Genomic DNA, 20,879 nt, shown 5'->3' with positions numbered 1-20,879 from the left:
GCATGATTGGCCCTCTCACGCTTATCGGCGACACCGCAACCGAGCAATTGGCGCAGGACATCGCGATGGTTGCTGCGCCTGGCTGGGTGATCCGGCTTGAGGGTGATCTGGGCGCCGGTAAAACAACGTTCGCTCGCAGTTTCATCCGGACGCTGGCCAAAGATGTGAGCCTGGAAGTTCCCTCACCCACTTACACGCTTGTCCAGCGCTATGATGAGGCCGATCCAGCGGTGCTCCACGCCGATCTCTATCGTCTCACCGATCCTTCAGAGATGGTGGAGCTGGGTCTGGATGATCCCGATGATCCTGCCATCCGTTTGGTCGAGTGGCCTGGGCAAGCCGGAGAGGGTGCGTTCTCAGGCGCAATCACACTGACATTTGACATGCGAGGCGAGGCAGCCCGCCAGGCGACGCTATCCGGGCCGCAAGACATGTTGGATCGACTCAGTCGCAGCCTCGACATCCGTGCATTTCTGACGGCTGCCAACCATCAAAGCGCCGATCGCCAACGCCTGCTCGGCGATGCATCCACCAGACGCTATGAGCGATTGATCGACACGCCTCTGATTGTCATGGATGCGGCCCGCCAACCCGATGGTCCCATCGTGCAGCCAGACACCGGAGCGTTGAAGCAGGATGCTAAACCCTACAGCCAGTTGGTGCATCTGGCCGAAAGTGTCCACGCCTTTTCCGCCGTCGGCACGGCCTTGCGCCAAGCAGGCTTTGCGGCACCGGTCACGCATGCCTCTGATCTCGACTATGGCTTGCTGCTGATTGAGGATCTGGGTGGTGACACCATCCTGCATGCTGATGGCTCGCCTGATTCAGAGCGATATCAGGCGGCAGCTGAGTTGCTTGGCGCACTTCATGATGTTGATTGGCCGGAAGAACTATCGGTTCCTGGTGGTGGCACCCATCACCTTCACCGCTATGACACCGGCGTTCTTCTCACCGAGATTTCGCTGTTGCCAGACTGGTACGTTGCGCATCGCGGCGTTGAGGCCGCCGATTTTGACAGGGCAGGCTTTTTCGCCGCCTGGCAAAGGGCCTTGGCATCGCTGGAAGAGGAACCGACCACGCTTACACTGCGCGATTATCACTCACCCAACATCATCTGGCGCGATCAGGAAACGGGCTTGGCGCGTCTGGGTCTCATCGATTTTCAGGACGCGCTGCTTGGTCCACTGGCCTATGATGTTGCAGCCCTGGTGCAGGATGCCCGCGTGACCATCCCCGCCGATCTTCAGGAGCAACTGATCAAGGCCTACATCCGAGCCTCTGACGCGAACACTGACTGGCTGCGTGCGCGGGTCGCGCTGATGGGCGCCCAGCGCAACTCGAAGATTCTGGGTATCTTTGCCCGCCTCAACGCCCGCGACGGCAAGCCTGGCTATCTGAAACACTTGCCGCGGGTAGAAAACTATATGCGCCAGTGCCTTGCACACCCATCGCTGGCCGAGCTGAAGCCTTTCTACGATCAGCTTTTGCCGGAGGTGGCGTGATGTATCCGGTGATGGTGCTCGCCGCCGGCCTTGGTACGCGTATGCGCCCTATCACCGACACCTTGCCCAAGCCGCTGGTGCAGGTCGGCGGTCAAACCATGCTGGACCGCGTGCTCGACACCTTTGTCAACGCGGGCATCAGTCAAGCGGTGATCAACACGCATTACCTGCCTGAACAGATTGAAGCCCATTGCAAAGCACGCCGAGGTGCACCTGAGATCACCTTGTCACCAGAGATTGACGAGCGGCTGGAAACCGGCGGCGGCATAGCTCGCGCCTTGCCACTGCTCGGTGAGACCTTTTTCTCAACCAATGCTGACAGCTTTTGGGTTGCGGACGATAACGCCGCCAGAGCGATGCAAGCCGCGTTCGATCCCTCCGCCATGGATATGCTGCTCTTGGTGGCACCGTGCGAGAAGAGCGTTGGCATGGGCAGCCATCCTGGCGATTTCTCATGCAACGAAGCAGGTCAACTCGCTCGCCGGGGTGCGGAACCTGCGCCTTACAATTACACCGGAACGGCCATTATGAGCGCGTCTATCTTCACGGACCTGCCCGATGGCCCTTTTTCGCTGAACCTGTTGTTTGATCGTGCCATCGCCTCAGGTCGCCTTTACGGGCACGTGCTGGAGGGACTTTGGCTGACCGTAGGCACGCCGCAGGCCATCACCGAAGCTGAAACAGCGCTCAAACAGGCTGGACACATCTAACGGCCTCGCGCCACATGGCGCGCATGACGTCACGCGTGAATCTCTTCACCATCGGGTCGCATAGGCCCTTTCTGGCGCAGCTGGCACAAAGCTGGCTGGCCGGTGATTTGGGTATCGGACCCATGGATGATCCGCTGGCGCGCATCGACACCACGTTCTATCTGCCCACCCGCCGGGCGGCCCGAGCCTTCGCCAATGTGTTGACCGCCGAACTTGGCGGAACGGCGCTTCTGCCGACCATCCGTACCCTGGCCGATGCAGATGAAGATGAGTTTTTGGTTCCCGAAGGTCTGGATCCCGAGCAATTGGCCGTCCAGCCCGAGGCGCTGGAACCACCAAATCTTGCGACAATGCCCAGCCTGAAACGCCGTTTGATCCTCATCCGGCTTGTGGGTGCGGCAGGCGAGGCGATGCGCCGGGCCATGACAGCCACCGAAGTGTCACAGCAACCTGTCTTCCCGCAATCTGTGGCCGAGAGCGCCCATCTGGCCAAAGCCTTGGCCGAGCTTATCGATCAGGTCGCGACCGAGGAAAGCGATTGGCAAGCACTGTTCGAGTTGGTGCCCGATGATCACGCCGCCTATTGGCAGCTCACGCTCACTCTACTGACGCTGGTCACCCAGAACTGGCCTGCAATCCTAAACGAAGAGGGCGTTGTCGATCCGGCCACCCGCCGCCGTTTGCTGCTCGATGCCCGCACGGCACGCATTGTGGCGGGCTGGCACACTGGCCCCGTTGTCGCGGCGGGCTCGACAGGTTCGATCCCGGCCACTGCGCGGCTTCTTTCAGCCATTGCACGAGCTGACAACGGGGCTGTTGTATTGCCGGGGCTCGATGTCGCGCTGTCAGATACGGCGTTCGCAACACTTGGTGAGGATACGCCGGAAAGCGCCAGCCACCCCCAGCATGGCCTGTTCAAGCTGCTTGATGTGATGCAGGCGAGCCGCGCGGATGTCACCGATCTCAGCGGCGAAATCCCAACGCGCCAAACGCTGATCTCTGCGGCCTTTCTGCCTGCCAGCGCCACCGGCGCTTGGCCAAGCCTCCGCCCTCAAGACACCGAAGCTTTCGAGAACGTCACAGTACTTGAGGCGGGCAGCGAGGGCGAAGAAAGTTTGGCGATCGCCATGGCCATGAAAGCCTCGCTGGCGAGCGATGAGACGGTCGCGCTGATCACACCGGACCGCAATCTTGCCCGCCGGGTTCAACTTGATCTGGAGCGCTTTAATCTCACCAGCGATGACAGCGCGGGCACGCCCTTGCGCGAAACAAGCCCTGCCCGTTTGATGCTGCTCGCGGCAGATGCCTGGCAGAGTGGCTTTGCTGCCATCCCACTCTTAGCGCTGCTGAAACATCCGTTGACGGCTCTATCACTGACACCGGCGGTCACGCGCGCGGACGCGCGCCTTCTGGAACGTTTGGCCTTGCGTGGTTTGGCGTTGGCCCCTGGTTTCCAGGCGCTGCGCGAGGTCATCCATCAGCGGGCGTTAGAACGGGACGATGAAGCAATCCGGGTGCCCGCAATCCGGGCAAATCTCGACCCCAGCGATGATACACGTGCGTTGGCTTTGATCGACCGGCTGGAAACCGCCTTTGCCCCGCTCGCTGTACTTCCGCCCAAAGACACGCCTTTCACCGCTTACACCGAAGCGCTGTTTGCTGCCTGCGAGGCGCTTACCGAGGCCGGCGATCCAACCGGTCCCAATCCGCTCTACGCGGGTTCTGCCGGAGATGCCGTGGCCGCACTGCGCTTGCAATTGCGCGAGGCTGACGATGTTGGCCTCACGACACCCATGGCCGAGGCGCCAGCTCTTCTTGAAGCCTTGCTGGCTGAAGCTGTCGTGCGCCCAGATCGGCCCGCCGATCCGCGCTTGCACATTTGGGGGCCGTTGGAGGCACGCTTACAGGCGGTGGATCATGTGATCCTAGGTGGTCTCAATGAAAAAGCTTGGCCAAGCCTGCCATCGGCGAGCCCGTTCCTTTCCCGTGCGATGATGGCAGGCATGGCGCTTGAAATCCCTGAGCGCCGCATCGGTCTGTCTGCCCATGATGTGGAACAGGCGCTTGGCCAACCGAAGGTGATGCTCACCCGCGCCCAAAAGGTGGATGGTGCACCAACCGTTCCCTCGCGCTGGCTGCAAAGGCTCTCGGCTTTTTTGCCCGAAGAGACCGGCCAGCAGATGCGCCAGCGCGCAACACCGCTTTTGGCCGCTGCAAGCACATGGGAAACCCCGCCAAAGATTAGCCCGAGACGACGCCCTGAGCCCAAGCCGAAACATCCGCCCAAGCGGCTTTCGATCACAGACGTCGAAACGCTGATCCGAGATCCCTACACGGTCTATGCCCGCAGGATCTTGAAGCTGGAAGAAGCGCCGCAGCTTGGCTTGCCACCAGGCCCAGCCGAGCGCGGTACGCTGTTCCACGCTTTGTTTGAGGCAATCGCCCCAACGCTCAATGACACACCACCTGAAGAATGGCCCGCAGCGATGCAGGCTGAAGCCACCCGCCAACTGCAAGCGCTTGATCCCTTCCCGGACATTCAGGCGCTTTGGGCGCAGCGCATTGCCCGAGTTCACACCACCCTATTTGGAAGCCGAGCGGAACTGGTCAGAGGGTTTAAGCACGCGCGTTCCTGAGCGCGGTGGCTCTTTGGATATCAGCATTGCTGGCCATGAGTGCCGCCTGACGGGTCGGGCGGACCGTGTCGATCTTTATGCCGATGGCACGGCAGCGATCCTGGATTTTAAAACCGGCAATCCGCCAAGCCTTGCTCAGGTGAAGACTTTCGCGCCGCAACTTGCCTTAAGCGTGGCCATGCTGCACGCTGGGGCTTTCCAAGATGTCGACCCGCATCCAGCGCGCGCCGCGAGCTATGTCCAGACCGGCGGCAACCGCGATCCGTTTAAGATCACGGCGCTGGATGACCCCAATGAGTTGATCGAGCTGGCGAACGAGGCGCTGGCTCAGCTTCAAGCGCTTTGGGCAACGTTCTTGATGGGCGCACCGTTTACGCCGCTGCTGCGGCCTGAGCGTGCCCGCGATCAAGGCCCCTACCACCAATTGGCCCGTGTCAAAGAATGGCGCGCTGCTGATGAAGCTTCCGGTGAGAGCACATGAGTACCCAAGCACAGGTGCCAGAGGCAACGCAGCTTGCCCAAGCCAAAGCGTCCAACCCTCGGGGGTCAGCCTGGGTGGGGGCGAATGCCGGTTCCGGCAAGACGTTCGTCCTCACCCGCCGCGTGCTGCGCTTGTTGCTGGATGGTCAGGATCCAGCAAGCTTGCTTTGTCTCACATTCACCAAGGCTGCCGCCGCCGAAATGGCAAGCCGCGTCTTCAGCGAGTTGGCGCGCTGGACCCGCCTGGATGACACTGATCTCGCCGAAGTTCTTTCCGATCTTCAAGGCCGTGTAACGGCTCGTGATTTGGCCAATGCCCGCAGCCTTTTTGCCCGGGCTCTGGAAACGCCTGGCGGCCTCAAAATTCAGACCATCCATGCGTTCTGTGAGAGCTTGCTGCATCAGTTTCCTCTTGAAGCAGGCGTCGCTGCCTCGTTCACCGTGCTGGATGACCGCGATGCCGATGCGTTGATGCAGGCGGCCCGCGCCGATGTCATTGCGCGCGCCGCGCGGGGCCAAGACCCAGCGCTCACCCAAGCTTTTGAGGGTATGGCCGCCCGCTTTGCCGACAGCACGGTGAGTGATCATCTCGATGCTGTTCTGCGCGCCCGCCACGCACTTATCCGAGCTTTTGATGCGGCAGGCAAAGAAGGGTTGCAAGCGCGTCTCGCCCACCTTACCGATCTGCACGCAGCCATGCTGGGGTTGGATGATGGCGATGTCAGCACGGCCCGAGCGGTCCTTGCCGACCCGATCAAATCCTCTTTTACCTTGCCCCAAGGCCGCGTTGAGACCATCGCCCAAACCGCTCTGGATATTGGCACCGCCAAGGATGCTGAAAAAGCCGAGTTGCTGGTCCGCGCTTGGAAGGAAGCGGACTCGGACGCTGCACGGGCCCTCTGGGACGAGGCCTTTCTCACCAAGCAGGGCAAGCCACGCAAGGTGGAGGGCAGCTATTTTGCCGCCAAGGTACGCGCGGAGCTTCCTGATATTGGTCTTTGGCTAAAGGCCGAACAGGAGCGCGTGTTGGCCCTGCAAACCCATGTTGGGTTCGCTGACCTTATGCGTGTGGCGCTTGCCGTGTTGGAGCGGTTTGAAGCGTTGAAAACCCAGCGCGGCGCGCTCGACTTTGGCGATCTCATTGCCCGCACAGCCGCCCTTCTCAACCGCTCAGAAGCGCAGGCTTGGGTGCGTTACAAGATCGATCAGCGGATCGATCACATCCTGGTCGATGAGGCTCAGGACACGTCGGCTCAACAATGGGCGATTATCCGTGCGCTGGCCGATGATTTCTTCGATGGCGAAGGTCGCCGCCCGGACGGTGCCACGCCGACCTTCTTCGCCGTCGGTGACGACAAGCAGTCGATTTACTCGTTCCAAGGTGCCGACCCGCGCCAGTTTGATGGCACGCGTCGGGCGCTCGAAACCAAGGCAGTGCAAGTCGGCGGCGCTTTTGAAGGGCGGCTCTCTCTGCTGCTTTCTTTCCGCTCCACGCGCGACATCCTTTCCGCTGTCGATACGGTCTTCTCGCGCAACGAAGCGCTCCAGGGCGTTACGGGTGATGAAGGCTTGGTGCATGAACCTTATCGCGCAGATCGCGGGCAGGTGGAGCTATGGCCTGTCATCAAGGGCAAGAAGGAGCCGGAACCAGAGGACTGGACCGCGCCGATTGATGCGCTGCCCGCGCCGCATTTGCAGCTTGCCGAAGCCATTGCGAGCCGTGTTGAGGGCCTGGTGGCAGCGGGTCAGAATCCCGGCGATATTCTGATCTTGTTGCGCACACGCGGCGCTATGGCCGATGCGATCAATAAGGCACTCAAAGCCCGCGCTATCGCTGTGGCTGGTACGGACCGGCTGCTGCTCACCGAACACATTGCGGTGGAAGACATGATGGCGCTCATGCAAGTCGTGCTGTTGCCAGAAGATGATCTGTCGCTGGCCTGTCTCCTCACCTCGCCACTGGTTGGGCTGTCCGATGAGCAGCTGGAAAACCTGTGTGCTGACCGGCCTGGCTTGCTGATCGATGCGCTGAATGCCTCAACCGACGATGTGACGATCCATCAAGCCGCGCAGGATGTGCGGCATTGGCGCGCGATGGCTGATTTCGCCTCGCCCTTCACCTTTTTGTCCACCGTGCTCGGTCGTGATGGCGGCCGCAAAAAGATGCTGGCGCGTTTGGGTGAGGATGCCCGCGATCCGCTTGATGAGTTACTCCGCCTTGCCCGCGCTGAGGAAACGCGCGCCGGGTCTGGCCTTGCCAATTTGGAAGCCTTTCTCGACACGCTACGCCGCCTGAAACTCGACATCAAACGCGATATGGAAGCGCGCGCCGACAAGGTGCGGATCATGACCGTGCATGGCGCTAAGGGGCTGGAGGCAAGCACGGTGTTCTTGGTCGACACCTGCCGGGTGCCGCGCGCACCGTCTGGTATCGTTGAAACCGTGCCGGAGGAGGGGTTGTCCAACACCGCAATGCCACCACTGGTGCTGCTTGCCGGCGACACCCACGCCCCGGCCTATCAGGAGATCAAGGAGGCTGGCAAAGCCCGTCAGCTCGAAGAGTATCGCCGCCTGCTTTATGTGGCGATGACCCGCGCTCGCGATCAGCTCATCGTCACCGGTCACATGACCAGCGAGGCCGATGCGCCTGAGGGGAGTTGGTATAATCTGATCGACAAAGCGCTTGGACCAAATGCGCGCGATGTCGGCGATCTGGATGGTTTGGCCAAAGGAGAGCCGGTGCGCGTTTGGCGTGCTGACCCTTGGCCTGATGAGGGTATCGCCAAGCAGACGGAGCAAGAGAACCAGTCACCGCCTATCGACACAGCGCCCTTGAAAGCCCTGCTCGCCACGCCGACGCCCGCCCCTCAAGTCATCGCGCCGCTGCGTCCTTCCAAGGCCCATGCGGATATCGCGGTGGGTCCAGAAGCCTGGCAGCAGCAAGCGGAAGTCGAGCGCCATGCCAAAACCGTGGAGCAGTTGGAAGAGAGCGATGAAAACCGGGCGTTGCTGTTCGGCACCCTGGTCCACTGTCTTTTGGAACCAGCCCAACTGCCGAATTTTGACCAAGCCGAAGCCATCGCAAACGCGCTCGACCCCCTGATTGATCCAGCTCTCGTCAGCAAAGCCCTCGATCAAGCCAACGCCGTTCACCAGATGGATGTGGCGAACACACTTTTTGGACAAGCGTCACGCGCCGAAGTGCCGTTGCGCGGATCGATCACCGATGCCGAAGGCAACCAGCGGATTGTCAGCGGGTCGATCGATCGGCTGGTGATTTTGCCGGACGAGATCTGGGCAATCGACTTCAAAACCAACGCAACCGTTCCGGAACTTGGCAGACTACAGGCGGACGGTCTGCATTATTTGGCGCAAGTTTCGCTCTATTCCGCTCTTTTGAGCAGACTGTTTGCGGACCGTCCGCTGCGTTCTGGCCTGCTTTGGACATCCAAGCCGCGACTGGACTGGATTACATCGGGCGATCTGCGGGTCGCTGAGGAGAGCCTAGGCCTCTCGATCAGCAAAGCGTGATGGCCGCTCTGGTTGACGCACCTCGCCACCGTTCATACGTTCAATCCATGAAACCTATCTGATTCCGCGTGAGCTCAGAGAGCCTGCGGATCACAACCGGAGAAAGTGCCAATGGCCACCGTTACCGTCACCGATGCGACCTTCGAAAGCGAAGTGTTGCAGTCCGATGTTCCTGTTATTGTTGATTTTTGGGCTGAATGGTGCGGCCCGTGTAAAATGATCGCGCCACACCTGGACGCCATTTCTGAAGAGATGGCCGACAAGGTCAAAATCGTTAAAGTCGACGTCGACAACAACCAGCAGACCGCTCAAGCGCTGCGCATCATGTCGATGCCTACGCTGGTTGCCTTCAAGGATGGTCAGCCTGTCGCACAGAAAGTTGGCGCTGGTTCCAAAACTGATCTTTCCAATTGGATTTCGAGCGCGATTTAGCGCCACGGACCAGATTCAGTTCGCATAGTCACGCCGCATTGGGCCACCAATGCGGCGTTTTCTTTTGGGCTCGAACCCATAGTGAAAAAGCCTGGCCATCACATTGTCAGCAGAAAAAACAATGGGATGGGTGCGACCGCTATCAGCAATGTGGCGAAGAAGGCGGGGAAGCGAAACAGACCGCTCATGCCGGCTGCGAGAGCTAGCCCACCACCACCTCCGACCAACGAGTTGCCCGGCAGATTGAGCAGCAGCATCAGCGCCAGATAGCGATTACGCAGAAGCATCGGCACCCATCGTGGCGGCGCATTCTCCATCAGATAAGCAATGCGGCTTTCACGATTTCGCACCGCCAGCTCTTCAACCATTTGGGTTGCTTTGCTGAACCCCAGATAGCGAAAAAACTGAACGATCCATGCCGACGGAACCAGCGCTCCGACGAGATAAGAAAGCGTCAGCGCGCTCACCATCGCACCGTACACCAAGAGCGCCACCTTGCTGCCAAAGATGACCATCAGCCCGAAGCCGATCTCCGCGCCGGGAATGAAGGGTATGGCCGACGTCAGAACGAACACGATGAGAGCAACAGCGATGATTTGAAACATCATCGCCGGGTCCATCGCGCTGACTTGCGTATCCTCAAGCCGCTCCCATTGCATACTGATCCACCAGCCCAAAAGAATAAGGCCGCCATAGAGGCAAAGCACAACGAGCCGATGTCGGTGGCGCGAGCTCAAGGGCAAGGGTGCATGCTCAACAAGCGAACAAAAAAGCGGGTAAGGCGTGGCGTCATAGAAATTGCGGATCTGTCGATCCAAGCCAAGATGCGCGGTGCGAAGCATCCAGTTTGGACCCGAAGGAGAAAAGATTGCACCCTCTAGCACACCCAGCGCCGTGCGCACATGCATAGCGAGTGGTCGATGATCAAGCGGTTGATCGGCCTTTGTCGGCGGCAGGAATAAAGGGATTGCCAGCGCTGTTGAACGCCTTTGGAGGATCAGCTAAATACGATTCCGCTGCACCCGTAGCTCAGCTGGATAGAGCGCTGCCCTCCGAAGGCAGAGGTCAGAGGTTCGAATCCTCTCGGGTGCGCCATTTTGCACTCTGGAGTGCAAATATCTCCTAAAACCTTGAAGAGCAAAGTGGTTTTTGGCGTTCTATAACCGTTGTTTCGGGAATAGGCCAAAGGCTCGCAAAACACCAATCTCAGCACTGTTTTCTTCAAGGTTAGATCGCCTGAAGCCCATACTTTGCGGGGGCTTGCGAGGAAGGTCAGGCAGAGTTCCAGCATCTGCTCGGAGGTCGCCTTTGGATGGGTCTGTTTTTCCAACTTTTCGGCCAGCAAAAAGCCGCTCCTTTTCAAGCCGCTCGATCTTACGCTCATGGGCAGCAACCGTGGCCGTGCTGGTGGACTCCACGATGCGGCCGAGCAATAGATCGATTTGCTCGTCAATCTTCTTCGCGCTTTGCTTCAGCGCCTGACGCATTTCACAGGCTTGTGCAATTCGCTGGCCCCAGGCATTGCACAGTATGTCTTTGACCACGACAAAGAGGCTTTTGGTCGGCGAGAGCTGCTTGAGCATCGCGGCGAAGCCCTCTTCCAGATCATCAGGTCGTGCCCATCAAATCCGTAGCCCGTGATGGAGATGAACGCTGAATCCTGCGACACCCGCCAGATGCCGACATGCTACTTGCCATCAACCTCATAGGCACAGGTCCAAAGGCCCTTCAGAAAACGGCCGCGATGATAGAGCGCCAAGAGCGCACTGGAGCTGGTGATCACCCAGTAGACCAGAACGATGAGGATGCGGAACAGGCCAACGCTTGTCAGGAAGGTGATGAACCAGCGCATCTGGGTGGGCAGGTCGCTGAAACCGGCCAGCACTTTATCGATGGCGATGACGTAGGAAATGGTGGCCAGAAGGATGGCCATGTTGATCTTTTCCAGGGCGTTCATGGCTCGGCTCCTTTCCTTTGACGCGCGGCGCTGTGGGGGTGGAAAAGCGGCGGGGCATGTCGCCATGCCCCGCTGTCGCGTTGGTGAGTGACCGGGTTTACTGGTGCTGGCCCTGGGTCAGCCAAAGCAGGCCGAACATCAAAAGCGCGGAGGCAAGGGCGGCAGCGCCGGAGCGCACGGAGTTCCAGAACGTCCAGCGCGGCACATAGGTTTCCAGCCAGTAGGTCCGCGTAACCTCCGAGGCGAGTTCCATGTTCGCCAGCGCCTGGTTCATCGGCACGTTGAAGCCAACGGTCACGCCGAAGCAGCCGAACAGATAAACCAGCGCGCCGAGCATGATCATCGTGCCTGCCGGGCTATCAAGGTTCACCCAGGCATAGCCGGCGATCAGCAGTGACAGGGCGGCCATGCCGAGGAAGAGCGCCATGAACACCCAGCGGAAGACTTCGCGGTTGATGACCTGCATGGCCTCCACACCACCGACACCGCCGGTGAGCGCCAGCGAGCGCATGATGAAGTCGGAGAAAGCGAGGAACACGCCCGCGACAAGGGCGTAAGCGAGGATGGAAAGTTGCAGAAACAGTGAGAAGGCGATCGACATGAGAGTGGTCCTTTTGAGGTTTGAGAGAGGGGTCGCGGGAGGCGGGAGCCTCCCGGACCTTTCCGTGATGGTTGGTGTGTGAGGGGAGACGCGAGCCGTTAGGCAGCGACCGTCCAGGCGCCGGATTGGGCAGCCTTGCGGGCATACTCAGCAAAGCTGCGTGGCTGACGGCCCAGAGCGCGCTGAACGCCATTGGCGAGGTGCGCGTTGCGGCCATCCAGTGTCTCACGGGCAATGGCCGTGAAGACATCGGCAACAAAGCTGCCGCCGGACTGCGCGACGTTGGCGTGGAAGTCGTCAAACGAGATGGGCAGGTGCTGGATGGGGCGGCCTAGCTCGGCGGACAGAATGCCGGCCATATCGGCGAAGGTCAGAAGCTCTGGACCCGTCACCTCATAGACTTCGCCAAGGTGGCGGTCGTCTGTCAGTGCGGCCACCACGACATCGGCAATGTCATCGGTATCGATGATGGGCTCGACCATGTTGCCGCCCGGCATGGGCAAGACACCGCCCAGGATCGGGTCGCGCAGATAGCCTTCGGAAAAGTTCTGGGCGAACCAGGCCGCACGCACGACCGTGAAGGGGATGCCGGAGGCTTTGATGACGTCCTCGCCGCGGCCGGCATGGTACTCGCCACGGCCCGACAGAAGGACGATCTTCTTCAGGCCAACTTCTTTGGCCGTCTGGGTCAGCGCTTCCAGCTTTTCAACCGCGCCGGGGAACGCAAGATCCGGGAAGTAGGTGACATAGGCCGAGGCTACGCCTTCAAGAGCCGGCGCCCAGGTTTCTGGGTTTTCCCAGTCAAAGGGAATGTCCGCACTGCGCGAGCCGCGATGAACGGGCAGACCCAGCGCTTCAAGCTGGGCGGCAACGCGCGATCCGGTTTTGCCGTTGGCGCCGATGACGAGGATGGGTTGGGTGTCGGATATCTGGGTGATCATGGAAGTTCTCCTTGGTTTGTAAGACACCCAAGGAAGTAGCCAGCCTGCCGACGACGGTATTGACCTGTTCAGCCAGCGTTTTGACCGTTGTTGCCAACCTGATCGGCCAGAGCTGGTAGGGCCATCAGACGACAAAAAGGGCGGCGCCGGATGAACCGGCACCGCCCTTTGTTTGGGACTAGCTGTGGTTTGGGTGCTGGCCGCTCAAGCCGCTTCAAACAGCGCAAAATCCATGTCGGCAGCAGAGGACCGCATGTCCTTCAGGGCCTGATATTCGGGCGAGCGGTACCAGGTGCGGGCGGCATCGACGCTCGGGAAGCGAACCATGGCCACGCCTGGAACGGACCACTCGCCCAGCAGGGTTTCTGTGTGGTTGGCGTGCATGATGAACTCGCCGTCATAAATGTCGAGCGTGGGGCCAGCAGCGGCCGCATAGGCCTCCATCTTTTCAGCATCCCGGATGGTAATGTTAGCGATGAGATAAACGGTCATGTTGGGTCTCCTGATTGAGCTGTGCGTTTCAAGTGCAAGACCCAATTCGCATTCCCACAGCGCGGAAGCTTGACCGTCCTCGCCAGGCTTTTGACCCTCGTCGCCAAACAGCGGCGACCTCTAAAGACCGGCAGCGGTCTTGCGATAGCTCGCAGGTGTGTGGCCGACCCAGCGCTTGAACGCGCGAGTGAAGGAGCTTTGCTCCGAGAACCCTGTCAGGAAGGCGATGTCGGCCAACGAGTATTGCTGGTCGCGCAACAGACCCTCGGCCAGCTCGCGGCGGGTCTCTTCAGCCAGCATTTGAAAGGACAAGCCGTGATCGGCCAGGCGGCGGTGAAACGACCGCGCGCTGAACCCGAGCCCGCGGGCAATGTCCTCCATCTTCGGCGGACCTTCGCTGAGCGCCTTGGCGATGGCCTCTTTGGTTCGATCACCGAGGGAGGGTTCATCACGAAGGCCCTTCAGCTCGCCCTCAAGATGAGGCATCAGGAACTGCGTGATGCCTTCATCGCCCAGCTTGTTGGGCTGATCGAGCGCCTCGTTGGAAATGAGCAAGGCATCATGCTCGCAGTTAAAGTGCACTGGGCAGCCGAAATAGGCCTCATGATGCTGAAGCGTTGCTGGCGCCTTGTGCTTGAAGTAGACCGCATCGGGCTGAAACGGCACTGGCGAAACCTGGCAGCTTATAGAGACCGCACTTGCCATGTCGGCCTCGACGGACAAGCGCATGCCCAGCCGCCGTTCCCCGGCGCGATGTTCGATCCATAAGATGCCGCCATCCCGCGGCTCAATTTCATAGGCGACGATGCTGGTCCAAATGCGGGCAAACCGTTCTACCCGCATGTAGGATCCGCGAAGCGTCGGTGCGGCCTTCCAGGCCAGGCCTAGGGCACCATACTCGTCGCAGCGCATGGAATCGCCGACCCGCAGCGGCAGATCGGTGATGTCGATCTCTTCGCCCATCCTCTCAAGCAGGTCGTAATAAGCCTCGTCGCTTATCATCTGCTTGGGATCCCATTGGCCGTCGGGATCGATGCCGACAGACCTTAGATAGGCCGCCCCATCAATGCCGGGTTCCGCACCGGCGACCATTTTGCGAACGAAGAGAGATGTTACCGAGCCCATCAGGCTAGCTTATCGTCAGCTAACCCAACGTAAAGCCTCGATGGCTTCCACTTGGCGGGTACATTCACACGCAGTCGTTCGAATGGCTCTGTGAACGCAAATCTGAAAAGACAAAGGCTGGCGGCGTTGAAGACTATAACCACGTCAGACAGCCCAAGGAGTACGCGAGGAATACGCCCACTCGTACCAGACGCTTGAGCTTTGGTTTGTCAAACCAACTCCTGTGTTGGATTGGGCGTCAACGAAGCCACCGTCAGCGGTCAGCGCGTCGGCCATCCCGTGGTTGCAGTCGCGGTGGCCGGCTTCATCCTTGCGGACAACCTTAACGACATCTCGTAGTTGGGCGTCCGGTTCGAGCTTCCAGTAATCAGTGGCGATCTGTGAGGCGGGGACGTTCTCGAGCTCCTTTCGTTGATGACTGCAAGGTACTGGGTGTAGCTGACGACCGCTTCTTCCTCGAGATAGCCAACGACCCTGTGCGCAGTCTTCAGCGCGAAGAGGTAGAGCAGGAAGTGCAGGTTGAAGAGGACCCCCTGTGCGACCAAATTAAGAATGCGCTCAAACACGGAAGGCTGTGCGATGTTGACAAACGTCATCAGGTGCATGCGCTCGTTTTCTGCTTCGTCAAGCAATTCAGCCTTCATCGTCCCGGATATGCCAAATCGATTTGAGGTGCTGTAGCAGGCCACCGACCATGCGGGGACGGCTGCCACCATTTCCAACACTACGGCCCGCTGACCGTAGCGCTTACGGAAGAAGGCATCGGCAAACATCCGCATGAACTTAACGAGACAGTAGGCGAAACGATCGCCGAAGTTTTGTGGTTCACGGTGTTCCACGGCGCGATCAGGAATGTTGGCTTTGCGCGTAAACACGGCTTCGAACTCCTCTTAAAACCCGAAAAACACTCACGACCGAACATGGTTAGGAAGAGGGTCAGAGCGAAGGGGCAGGTGCGCCGTATGCCGCAGCGCGCGACGTTTTGGTCCATCCCCGCGTTAGGCAGCAGCGCCGCTTGGCTCGGCCCGTGCCGTGCTTTCGCCGATACCAGTGGAAAGCGTGCAAAAGTGATCTCCGAGGCGGTGCTTGCCGTACGCCTCGCCTACCATGTCGATCCCCAACGCGGTTAGGAAGAACTGGGCTGGTCCATGCACATGGATCGGAGTGACGTGTGGCAGCACCGCGATCGCTGCTTTGCGTATCCAGTCTGGCACATGGCAAATCTTGGCAGGCGTCCCGAGGACTTCAAAGGCTAGCTGTGCGAGCTCAGCCTGTGTGAAGGTGTCAGGGCCACCCACATCGAGCCAGGCTTCTCCGCGCTCAATCGCATCAGCGGCTGCTGTGGCGAGGTCAGCACCATGGATCGGGTTGAGGCGCTTGGACCCATAGCCGAACACCCAAGCCCGCCTCGCTTTGGCGCTGTTTAGGATCTCGGCCATATCGGAGAAGTAGCCCGACGGTGCGATGATGGTTGAAGGAATTGGCGAGCACTCAAGCTGATCGACAAAGGCTTGCTTCGCCTGCACCAACGGGACGCCCATCATTTGGCGGGCACCCAGCACATGAACATAGGCGAAGCGCTTGACCTTGGCTCGTTCGGCTTCCCGGAGCAGGTTGAGGTTCGCTTGATAGTCTACAGCGCGGTAGGTGAGCCCATCCTTCTGGCGGGTGATACCCAAGGCAGAAATCACCAGATCAGCGCCCTCCATGCACCCTTTCAGCGTATCAGGCTGTGTTGCTTCGGCGGTCACATAATCATGCGCACCCAGGCCTGATGCTGTTGCGCTCTCAGCGTTGCGGACAAGCGCCCGCGCATGCCAGCCGCGCTGGGCGTACTCTTTGACAAGATGGCGGCCGAGATAGCCGGTGGCGCCGGCGATGAAGACGGTTTGCATTTGTCTGTTCCTTTCAATGTGTGCGTTACGCGCCAAGGGTGCCCAGACGCTCCATGCGCCTGAACCAGCGGTCGAGGGTTTTGAGTTTGGGGTGGCTTGCGCCGATCAGGTGCGTGATCTTCGTCGGTGAGATGCCGACAAAGCTGAAGATCTGAGAGCGGACCTGCCGAAACAGGGCATTGCCATACAGACAATGCATGTAGAGGCCAGGCGTGTCGGACGTCAGAATGAAGCGCCCCGTGCGCCCGGCCAGCATTGGCTGAGGGAAGCCCAGCCAGGTCTTGCCGCGCGTTGAGAACGTGCGACCTGGCAGAAGGATACGATCGAACAGCCCCTTCAGCTTGGCTGGCAAGCCGCCCCACCACATTGGCGCGGCAAGCACCACATGCTCCGACCAGTGAAGGTCGTCGAGGAACTGCTCGAGCGCAGGTTCAAGCGGCTTGGTAGCTTGATAACCACCCTCGCCAAAGTCGCTGTCGAAGCGCAGGTCGGGCAGGTGCGCTATACGGACCTGGTGTCCGGCCCTCGTGGCCGCATCCGCGTAACGCTCGGTGAGGTCTTTAGAAATCGACGCCGTGCCGGGGTGACCATTGATGATGAAGATGCGCTTGGTCATCGTCTTCGCTTTCCTTCGGAGCGTCTGGGTCAGCGAGCTACTTGAGCGACGACCATCTGCGTTGCCGCGGCATAGGGCTCTTCTTGGACGGCGTGGCCCAGGACCATTTTTATGAAGAGGGCGGGGATGACCCATTCAAGGCCGGTTCCCAGCGGCAACCAGATCTGATGGACGAGGATCGCCACCATCACGAGCGCGGTGGCCGCGGCGCGGCGCAGATAGAGCGGAGCCGCAAGGGTCAGCCAGACGGCCACTTGAAGCGCCAGGTACCAAATCACTGAGTTGGACAATGATCCACCCAGCGTTGCTGCGATAATGATCGGGTGGACATGGATGCCGGTGAAAACGCGAGCGTCCTTCAAAGCGGCCAGTAGTGGGCCTTCTGTTGGCTTACGCGATGAATGGTAAAGCCGCTTGCAGGAGTTGAGCATGTTAGCAACCGCGCCACCGGCGATATCATAGGCAAAGAAGGCGAGGATGCCGATCTGCCACCATGTGGCGGCCAACGAGCTGCCACGCATCATGTCCGCGCCGACAATGATCGTCGTCAGTAAAAGCGCCGTGCCGTAACCCATGAGCCGTTCGGCGTTTGTTGCACCTGTTCCGACCAGCCCATCGGTGTGACCTTCGTAATGCCAGGTCACAGTACTCGCTCCCATCGCGTCGGCTGTGCGCGCGGTTTGTGGGCCTTGTACGAGAGTTCGAGCTTGGGATGTATCGGTGGTGAAGGTCATGGCTTGGTTCCTTTCATTAGAGCCTATTATATATGACCGAACGGTCAGTCATATATAAAGAGTATGACTGGACGTCCAGTCAAAAAAAGCCTACGACGTTAGAAAAGTAGTCAACCAGGAACGCGCATGCCCAAGATTGTCGATCGAGAAGAGATGCAAAGCGGGATACTCGATGCCGCGATGCAGGTATTCACCGCGCGCGGCTATCACGCCGCCACCATCGCCGATGTCGCTAAAACGGCCGGCCTCGGCAAAGGCACGCTCTATCTGTATTTCAAGAACAAGGAGGCGATGACAGAGGCTATGATAGAGCGGCACTTTGCTGGCCTGGAGACCGCCTTCATGGACGCTGCCATGCCCGATACTCTTGAGACGTTCACGGCTTCCCTAGACGCAACAATGAATGTGCCCGACGAGCACGCGAAATTCATCCCGGTGTTCTTTGAGGTGTTCGGCCCAAGCTTTGCCTCAGAGAGCTTCAGCCAAAAAGTCGCAGCCTTCTTCGAGCGGCTAGGCGTGCACTACTCTAAGTGCCTCAGCAATCTACAGGAACAGGGTGAAATACGCCGGGACATCGATACCAAGCTGTTTGGCCGCATGCTCGCCAGCACCATCGACGGCATGATCCTGCACCGCGGTCTTTTCGGCCTGTCAAAGGCGCGCTACGCCAAGATGCGTAAGCAGATGCTTTGTATGATTGCAGAAGGGTCAAGACTCCACAGCCAATAACCTTCCCGCTCACTCGTTGGGTTGAGGACCAGCGGCGAACCTTATTGGGTTCGGCATTTCTGTAATTGGTCGCAAAGCGTGCATATCCAGCAAGTCAGCAACTTGGCTAAAAACGGCCGTTGTTGGAGTGTCCAAAAAAGTACGTTTCTGGCGCTTCTTGCCCGTGATGGGCGGCATGTTACTAAGAGCGTGCTTTGCGAGGCCCACATTTGAGCAGCAACGCGCTCAGTCCAAAGGTGCGTATCCAGAGGTTCACGATGGACTAAAGCTGGACCAAGGCGAAGCTGTAACCGCGGCTATCCACAGATGTAAGCCCACCCTGAATACACTTAAAAACAAGGCTAGCGGGGAAGATGCAAGAGACCGGTAAGCACATTTCGGTTCGCCGGGGGCATACCGATGAAGCTACAGCACTCGCCAAACTTCATGTCGATGTTTGGAGAGCGACGTATCGCGATTATGCGCCGAAGGCGGCTTTCGAACTTCTGGATGAAAAAAAGCGACGACCTTACTGGAACGGTGCTTTGGCCATAACCGAGCCCGGGCGAGGTGTTTGGGTTTCAATGGGCGCTGAATCCATTCTCGGTGTTGTCAGCATAGGAATGTCAGATCACCCGGCCTTCGAGGGTCGGGCTGAGATTGAGCACCTCTATGTTTCACTTCGTGCGCAGGGCCACGGCATCGGAAAACGCCTTTTGCATAATGCTATTGATGAAAGCAACAAAGCTGGTGTCCGGGGTTTGGGACTCGCCGTTGTGCGACAGAACGAACGGGCACGGGAGTTCTACCGAAAAATGGGTGGTGTGGAACTAGGAAGTTTCATCGATCCGGGGCCTCTATGGCGTTCAGACAACATTTTAATGGCGTGGGATTTTGCTTAAGCCACTTCCATAAAGCTGTCGCTCATTCATGGTGCATTATCTGTAACTCTGGGCTCAGAGTTGCCATTCAAAATTCGGCCCATAGTGGCAGCACAAAACCCATTGCGCTGGCACAGTCTGGTCGATGAGATCAAACCATCGCATCTTCGCGGGAGAGCGTTATCCCAGCGGCAAGCCTCTCATTTATCGCCGTGATTGCGCTACCGCTCGATGCATACTCTTCGCTGGTGGTTTGGCCAATATGAAGGCAGCCCTGGGAGTGTCTGAGATCGTCATCTAGCCGTCGGGTGCCAGCCTGGTTCAAGACAATCGGCCCCGGCCCTTCCAGTGGGCCGGGACTAAGTTCAACAAACTCAGTTCATCGACGCCATAAACGCTGCGACTTCTTCGAGCGAGATGTAGCGCTCCTCAGATGGGCCCGCTTCCGCAAAAACCCAGGAGACGGCGGGAGCCGACACATTGCCGTTCGCGTCGAACGTCACCGCACCCGTCGCACCCTGATAGGAAACCGTACCGCCTTCGGACAGCACTTCCATGGCACGGGCAAAGCCCTCAACCGTGGCGGGGATCGCTTCGCCCTCAGGATCGGTCACGGCCGTCACTTGGGCCGCAATGTCCGCGCCTGTCGCGTCTCTTCCGGCAGCGTGATAGGCAAGCAGCGCGATCGCGGCTGCATCAAACGAGTTGGCCAGGCCCGGTCCGCTCGGCGGGCCTTCGAACTGGGCGGTGTAGGCGTCCACGAAAGCATCCGCGCTTGCCACCCGAGGGCTCGATGTATCGGTGCCGACGAACGCGGTGAGATTATCAAGCCCGACCGCAGCGCGGAAATCGTCCGACTTCAATGAATTCGCACCGATCATCGTCGAGGTGCCGCCAAGACCGATCCACTCACGCACGAACGAAATGCCTTCGGTGGGGTAAAGCGCGAGATATAGCGCTTCGGGTTGATCGCGTAGTGCCTGGGTTGCTTCGGCGCGGTAGCTCGGTTGGGCATCGTTGATAGCAATGGACTCGTGCACCGTGATGCCTACAGCCTCGAAGGCTTCAGCAGCAATGCGGCCGATATCCTGGCCCCAATCATCATTCTTGAAGAGAACCGTCACGCTTTCAATACCAGCGTCCTGCGCCAGCATCGCGGCGACGGCCGCCTGAACGTCAGCGGTGGCAAACGTGCGGAACCACAAACCATTGGCTTCGCCCGATGCTGCGATTTCGGTGAGGCGTGTCGATGATGAGCAGCATGACATCTGCATCACGCCAGCAGGAGCCGTCACCGAGGTGAGGATCGGGATAGAAATGCCCGATGACACCGTACCGATGAGGAGCTGCACGCCATCGAGATCGACCAGCGCGCGCGCCGCGTCTACGCCGACTCGGCTGTCGTTCTGGTCGTCGCGCAAGATCATGTTCACCTCGCACCCATCGACGCCGCCAGCTTCATTGATCATATCGCCTACCCACAGCGCGGTCTGGGCAATGGGTTGCCCCCAATCGACGGAGGTGGGGTACACGGTGCCAACATCGACCGTGCAATCCTGGGCCATCGCCGGTGCAACCTGGAGGCCGACAGTCAGCGCGATCGCACCAGCCAGCCCTAAAAGCGTTCGTTTCATCATC

Annotated in this window: 19 protein-coding genes, 1 tRNA gene and 1 pseudogene; 9 read left to right on the top strand and 12 right to left on the bottom strand. The window is 59.4% G+C overall.

The genetic code is table 11. The features are described from left to right. Positions 1-2: 2 nt before the first annotated feature. From tsaE to trxA, 6 genes are all read left to right on the top strand, one after another. Positions 3-1,502 (top strand): tRNA (adenosine(37)-N6)-threonylcarbamoyltransferase complex ATPase subunit type 1 TsaE, encoded by a 1,500-nt coding sequence (gene tsaE / locus ABWH92_RS03365; RefSeq protein ID WP_375572141.1) that lies wholly within the window; start codon positions 3-5, stop codon positions 1,500-1,502. Beyond that, positions 1,502-2,212 (top strand): nucleotidyltransferase family protein, encoded by a 711-nt coding sequence (locus ABWH92_RS03360; protein WP_375572139.1) that lies wholly within the window; start codon positions 1,502-1,504, stop codon positions 2,210-2,212. Before tsaE ends, ABWH92_RS03360 begins: the two co-directional genes overlap by 1 nt. Positions 2,213-2,235: 23 nt before the next feature. Further along, positions 2,236-4,848 carry a double-strand break repair protein AddB gene (addB, locus tag ABWH92_RS03355; protein WP_375572137.1) on the top strand — a complete coding sequence of 871 codons (2,613 nt, stop codon included), beginning with the start codon at positions 2,236-2,238 and terminating at the stop codon, positions 4,846-4,848. After that, positions 4,775-5,329 carry a PD-(D/E)XK nuclease family protein gene (locus ABWH92_RS03350; protein WP_375572135.1) on the top strand — a complete coding sequence of 185 codons (555 nt, stop codon included), beginning with the start codon at positions 4,775-4,777 and terminating at the stop codon, positions 5,327-5,329. The genes addB and ABWH92_RS03350 overlap by 74 nt, the downstream gene beginning before the upstream one ends. Further along, entirely contained in the window at positions 5,326-8,859 is a 3,534-nt protein-coding gene (gene addA / locus ABWH92_RS03345) for a double-strand break repair helicase AddA (RefSeq protein ID WP_375572134.1), read from the top strand. The genes ABWH92_RS03350 and addA overlap by 4 nt, the downstream gene beginning before the upstream one ends. Positions 8,860-8,970: 111 nt before the next feature. Further along, positions 8,971-9,291 (top strand): thioredoxin, encoded by a 321-nt coding sequence (gene trxA / locus ABWH92_RS03340; RefSeq protein WP_375572132.1) that lies wholly within the window; start codon positions 8,971-8,973, stop codon positions 9,289-9,291. A gap of 98 nt (positions 9,292-9,389) precedes the next feature. On the opposite strand, the gene ABWH92_RS03335 is transcribed toward trxA, so the two are convergent. Then, positions 9,390-10,199, bottom strand: coding sequence for a hypothetical protein (locus tag ABWH92_RS03335; protein ID WP_375572131.1), 810 nt, complete (start codon positions 10,197-10,199; stop codon positions 9,390-9,392). 110 nt (positions 10,200-10,309) lie between these two features. Here ABWH92_RS03335 and ABWH92_RS03330 point away from each other — a divergent pair. After that, a tRNA-Arg gene (locus ABWH92_RS03330) sits at positions 10,310-10,386 on the top strand. A 62-nt stretch (positions 10,387-10,448) separates the two neighbouring features. Here ABWH92_RS03330 and ABWH92_RS03325 read toward each other — a convergent pair. From ABWH92_RS03325 to ABWH92_RS03280, 10 genes and pseudogenes are all read right to left on the bottom strand, one after another. Next, positions 10,449-10,874 (bottom strand): hypothetical protein, encoded by a 426-nt coding sequence (locus tag ABWH92_RS03325; RefSeq protein WP_375572129.1) that lies wholly within the window; start codon positions 10,872-10,874, stop codon positions 10,449-10,451. A gap of 104 nt (positions 10,875-10,978) precedes the next feature. After that, on the bottom strand, positions 10,979-11,248 hold the full coding sequence (locus ABWH92_RS03320) for a hypothetical protein (protein ID WP_375572128.1): 270 nt from the start codon (positions 11,246-11,248) through the stop codon (positions 10,979-10,981). Between the two features lie 97 nt (positions 11,249-11,345). Then, complete coding sequence (locus ABWH92_RS03315) at positions 11,346-11,849, bottom strand: DUF1772 domain-containing protein (RefSeq protein WP_375572127.1); 504 nt, start codon at positions 11,847-11,849, stop codon at positions 11,346-11,348. Positions 11,850-11,947: 98 nt separating this feature from the next. Continuing rightward, positions 11,948-12,790: an NmrA family NAD(P)-binding protein gene (locus tag ABWH92_RS03310; protein ID WP_375572126.1), complete on the bottom strand. Its 843-nt coding sequence runs from the start codon at positions 12,788-12,790 to the stop codon at positions 11,948-11,950. Between the two features lie 204 nt (positions 12,791-12,994). Then, on the bottom strand, positions 12,995-13,282 hold the full coding sequence (locus ABWH92_RS03305) for a DUF1330 domain-containing protein (RefSeq protein WP_375572124.1): 288 nt from the start codon (positions 13,280-13,282) through the stop codon (positions 12,995-12,997). 120 nt (positions 13,283-13,402) lie between these two features. Continuing rightward, complete coding sequence (locus ABWH92_RS03300) at positions 13,403-14,407, bottom strand: AraC family transcriptional regulator (RefSeq protein ID WP_375572122.1); 1,005 nt, start codon at positions 14,405-14,407, stop codon at positions 13,403-13,405. 144 nt (positions 14,408-14,551) lie between these two features. Further along, positions 14,552-15,246 (bottom strand): annotated as a pseudogene (locus ABWH92_RS03295) (alternative oxidase). 159 nt (positions 15,247-15,405) lie between these two features. Then, on the bottom strand, positions 15,406-16,302 hold the full coding sequence (locus ABWH92_RS03290) for an SDR family oxidoreductase (RefSeq protein ID WP_375572121.1): 897 nt from the start codon (positions 16,300-16,302) through the stop codon (positions 15,406-15,408). Positions 16,303-16,327: 25 nt separating this feature from the next. Continuing rightward, positions 16,328-16,918 (bottom strand): NAD(P)H-dependent oxidoreductase, encoded by a 591-nt coding sequence (locus tag ABWH92_RS03285; RefSeq protein ID WP_375572119.1) that lies wholly within the window; start codon positions 16,916-16,918, stop codon positions 16,328-16,330. A gap of 29 nt (positions 16,919-16,947) precedes the next feature. Further along, the gene (locus ABWH92_RS03280) at positions 16,948-17,652 is read right to left on the bottom strand and encodes a hypothetical protein (protein ID WP_375572117.1); all 705 of its coding nucleotides are present in this window, start codon (positions 17,650-17,652) and stop codon (positions 16,948-16,950) included. Positions 17,653-17,778: 126 nt separating this feature from the next. Between ABWH92_RS03280 and ABWH92_RS03275 the strand changes: the two genes are divergently transcribed. Together ABWH92_RS03275 and ABWH92_RS03270 are read left to right on the top strand one after the other, a co-directional pair. Then, a complete protein-coding gene (locus tag ABWH92_RS03275; protein ID WP_375572115.1) occupies positions 17,779-18,381 on the top strand; it encodes a TetR/AcrR family transcriptional regulator in 603 nt (200 codons plus the stop codon). A gap of 353 nt (positions 18,382-18,734) precedes the next feature. After that, positions 18,735-19,262 (top strand): GNAT family N-acetyltransferase, encoded by a 528-nt coding sequence (locus ABWH92_RS03270; protein ID WP_375572114.1) that lies wholly within the window; start codon positions 18,735-18,737, stop codon positions 19,260-19,262. Positions 19,263-19,615: 353 nt separating this feature from the next. Here ABWH92_RS03270 and ABWH92_RS03265 read toward each other — a convergent pair whose 3' ends face one another. Then, on the bottom strand, positions 19,616-20,878 hold the full coding sequence (locus ABWH92_RS03265; protein ID WP_375572112.1) for an ABC transporter substrate-binding protein: 1,263 nt from the start codon (positions 20,876-20,878) through the stop codon (positions 19,616-19,618). Between the last annotated feature and the right edge of the window lies 1 nt (position 20,879).

This window comes from Ahrensia marina (assembly GCF_042140245.1).
In the GTDB taxonomy this organism is placed as follows: domain Bacteria; phylum Pseudomonadota; class Alphaproteobacteria; order Rhizobiales; family MH13; genus MH13.
Note: the sequence above shows the minus strand (reverse complement) of the source record. Positions and strands in the feature narration are given on the sequence as shown.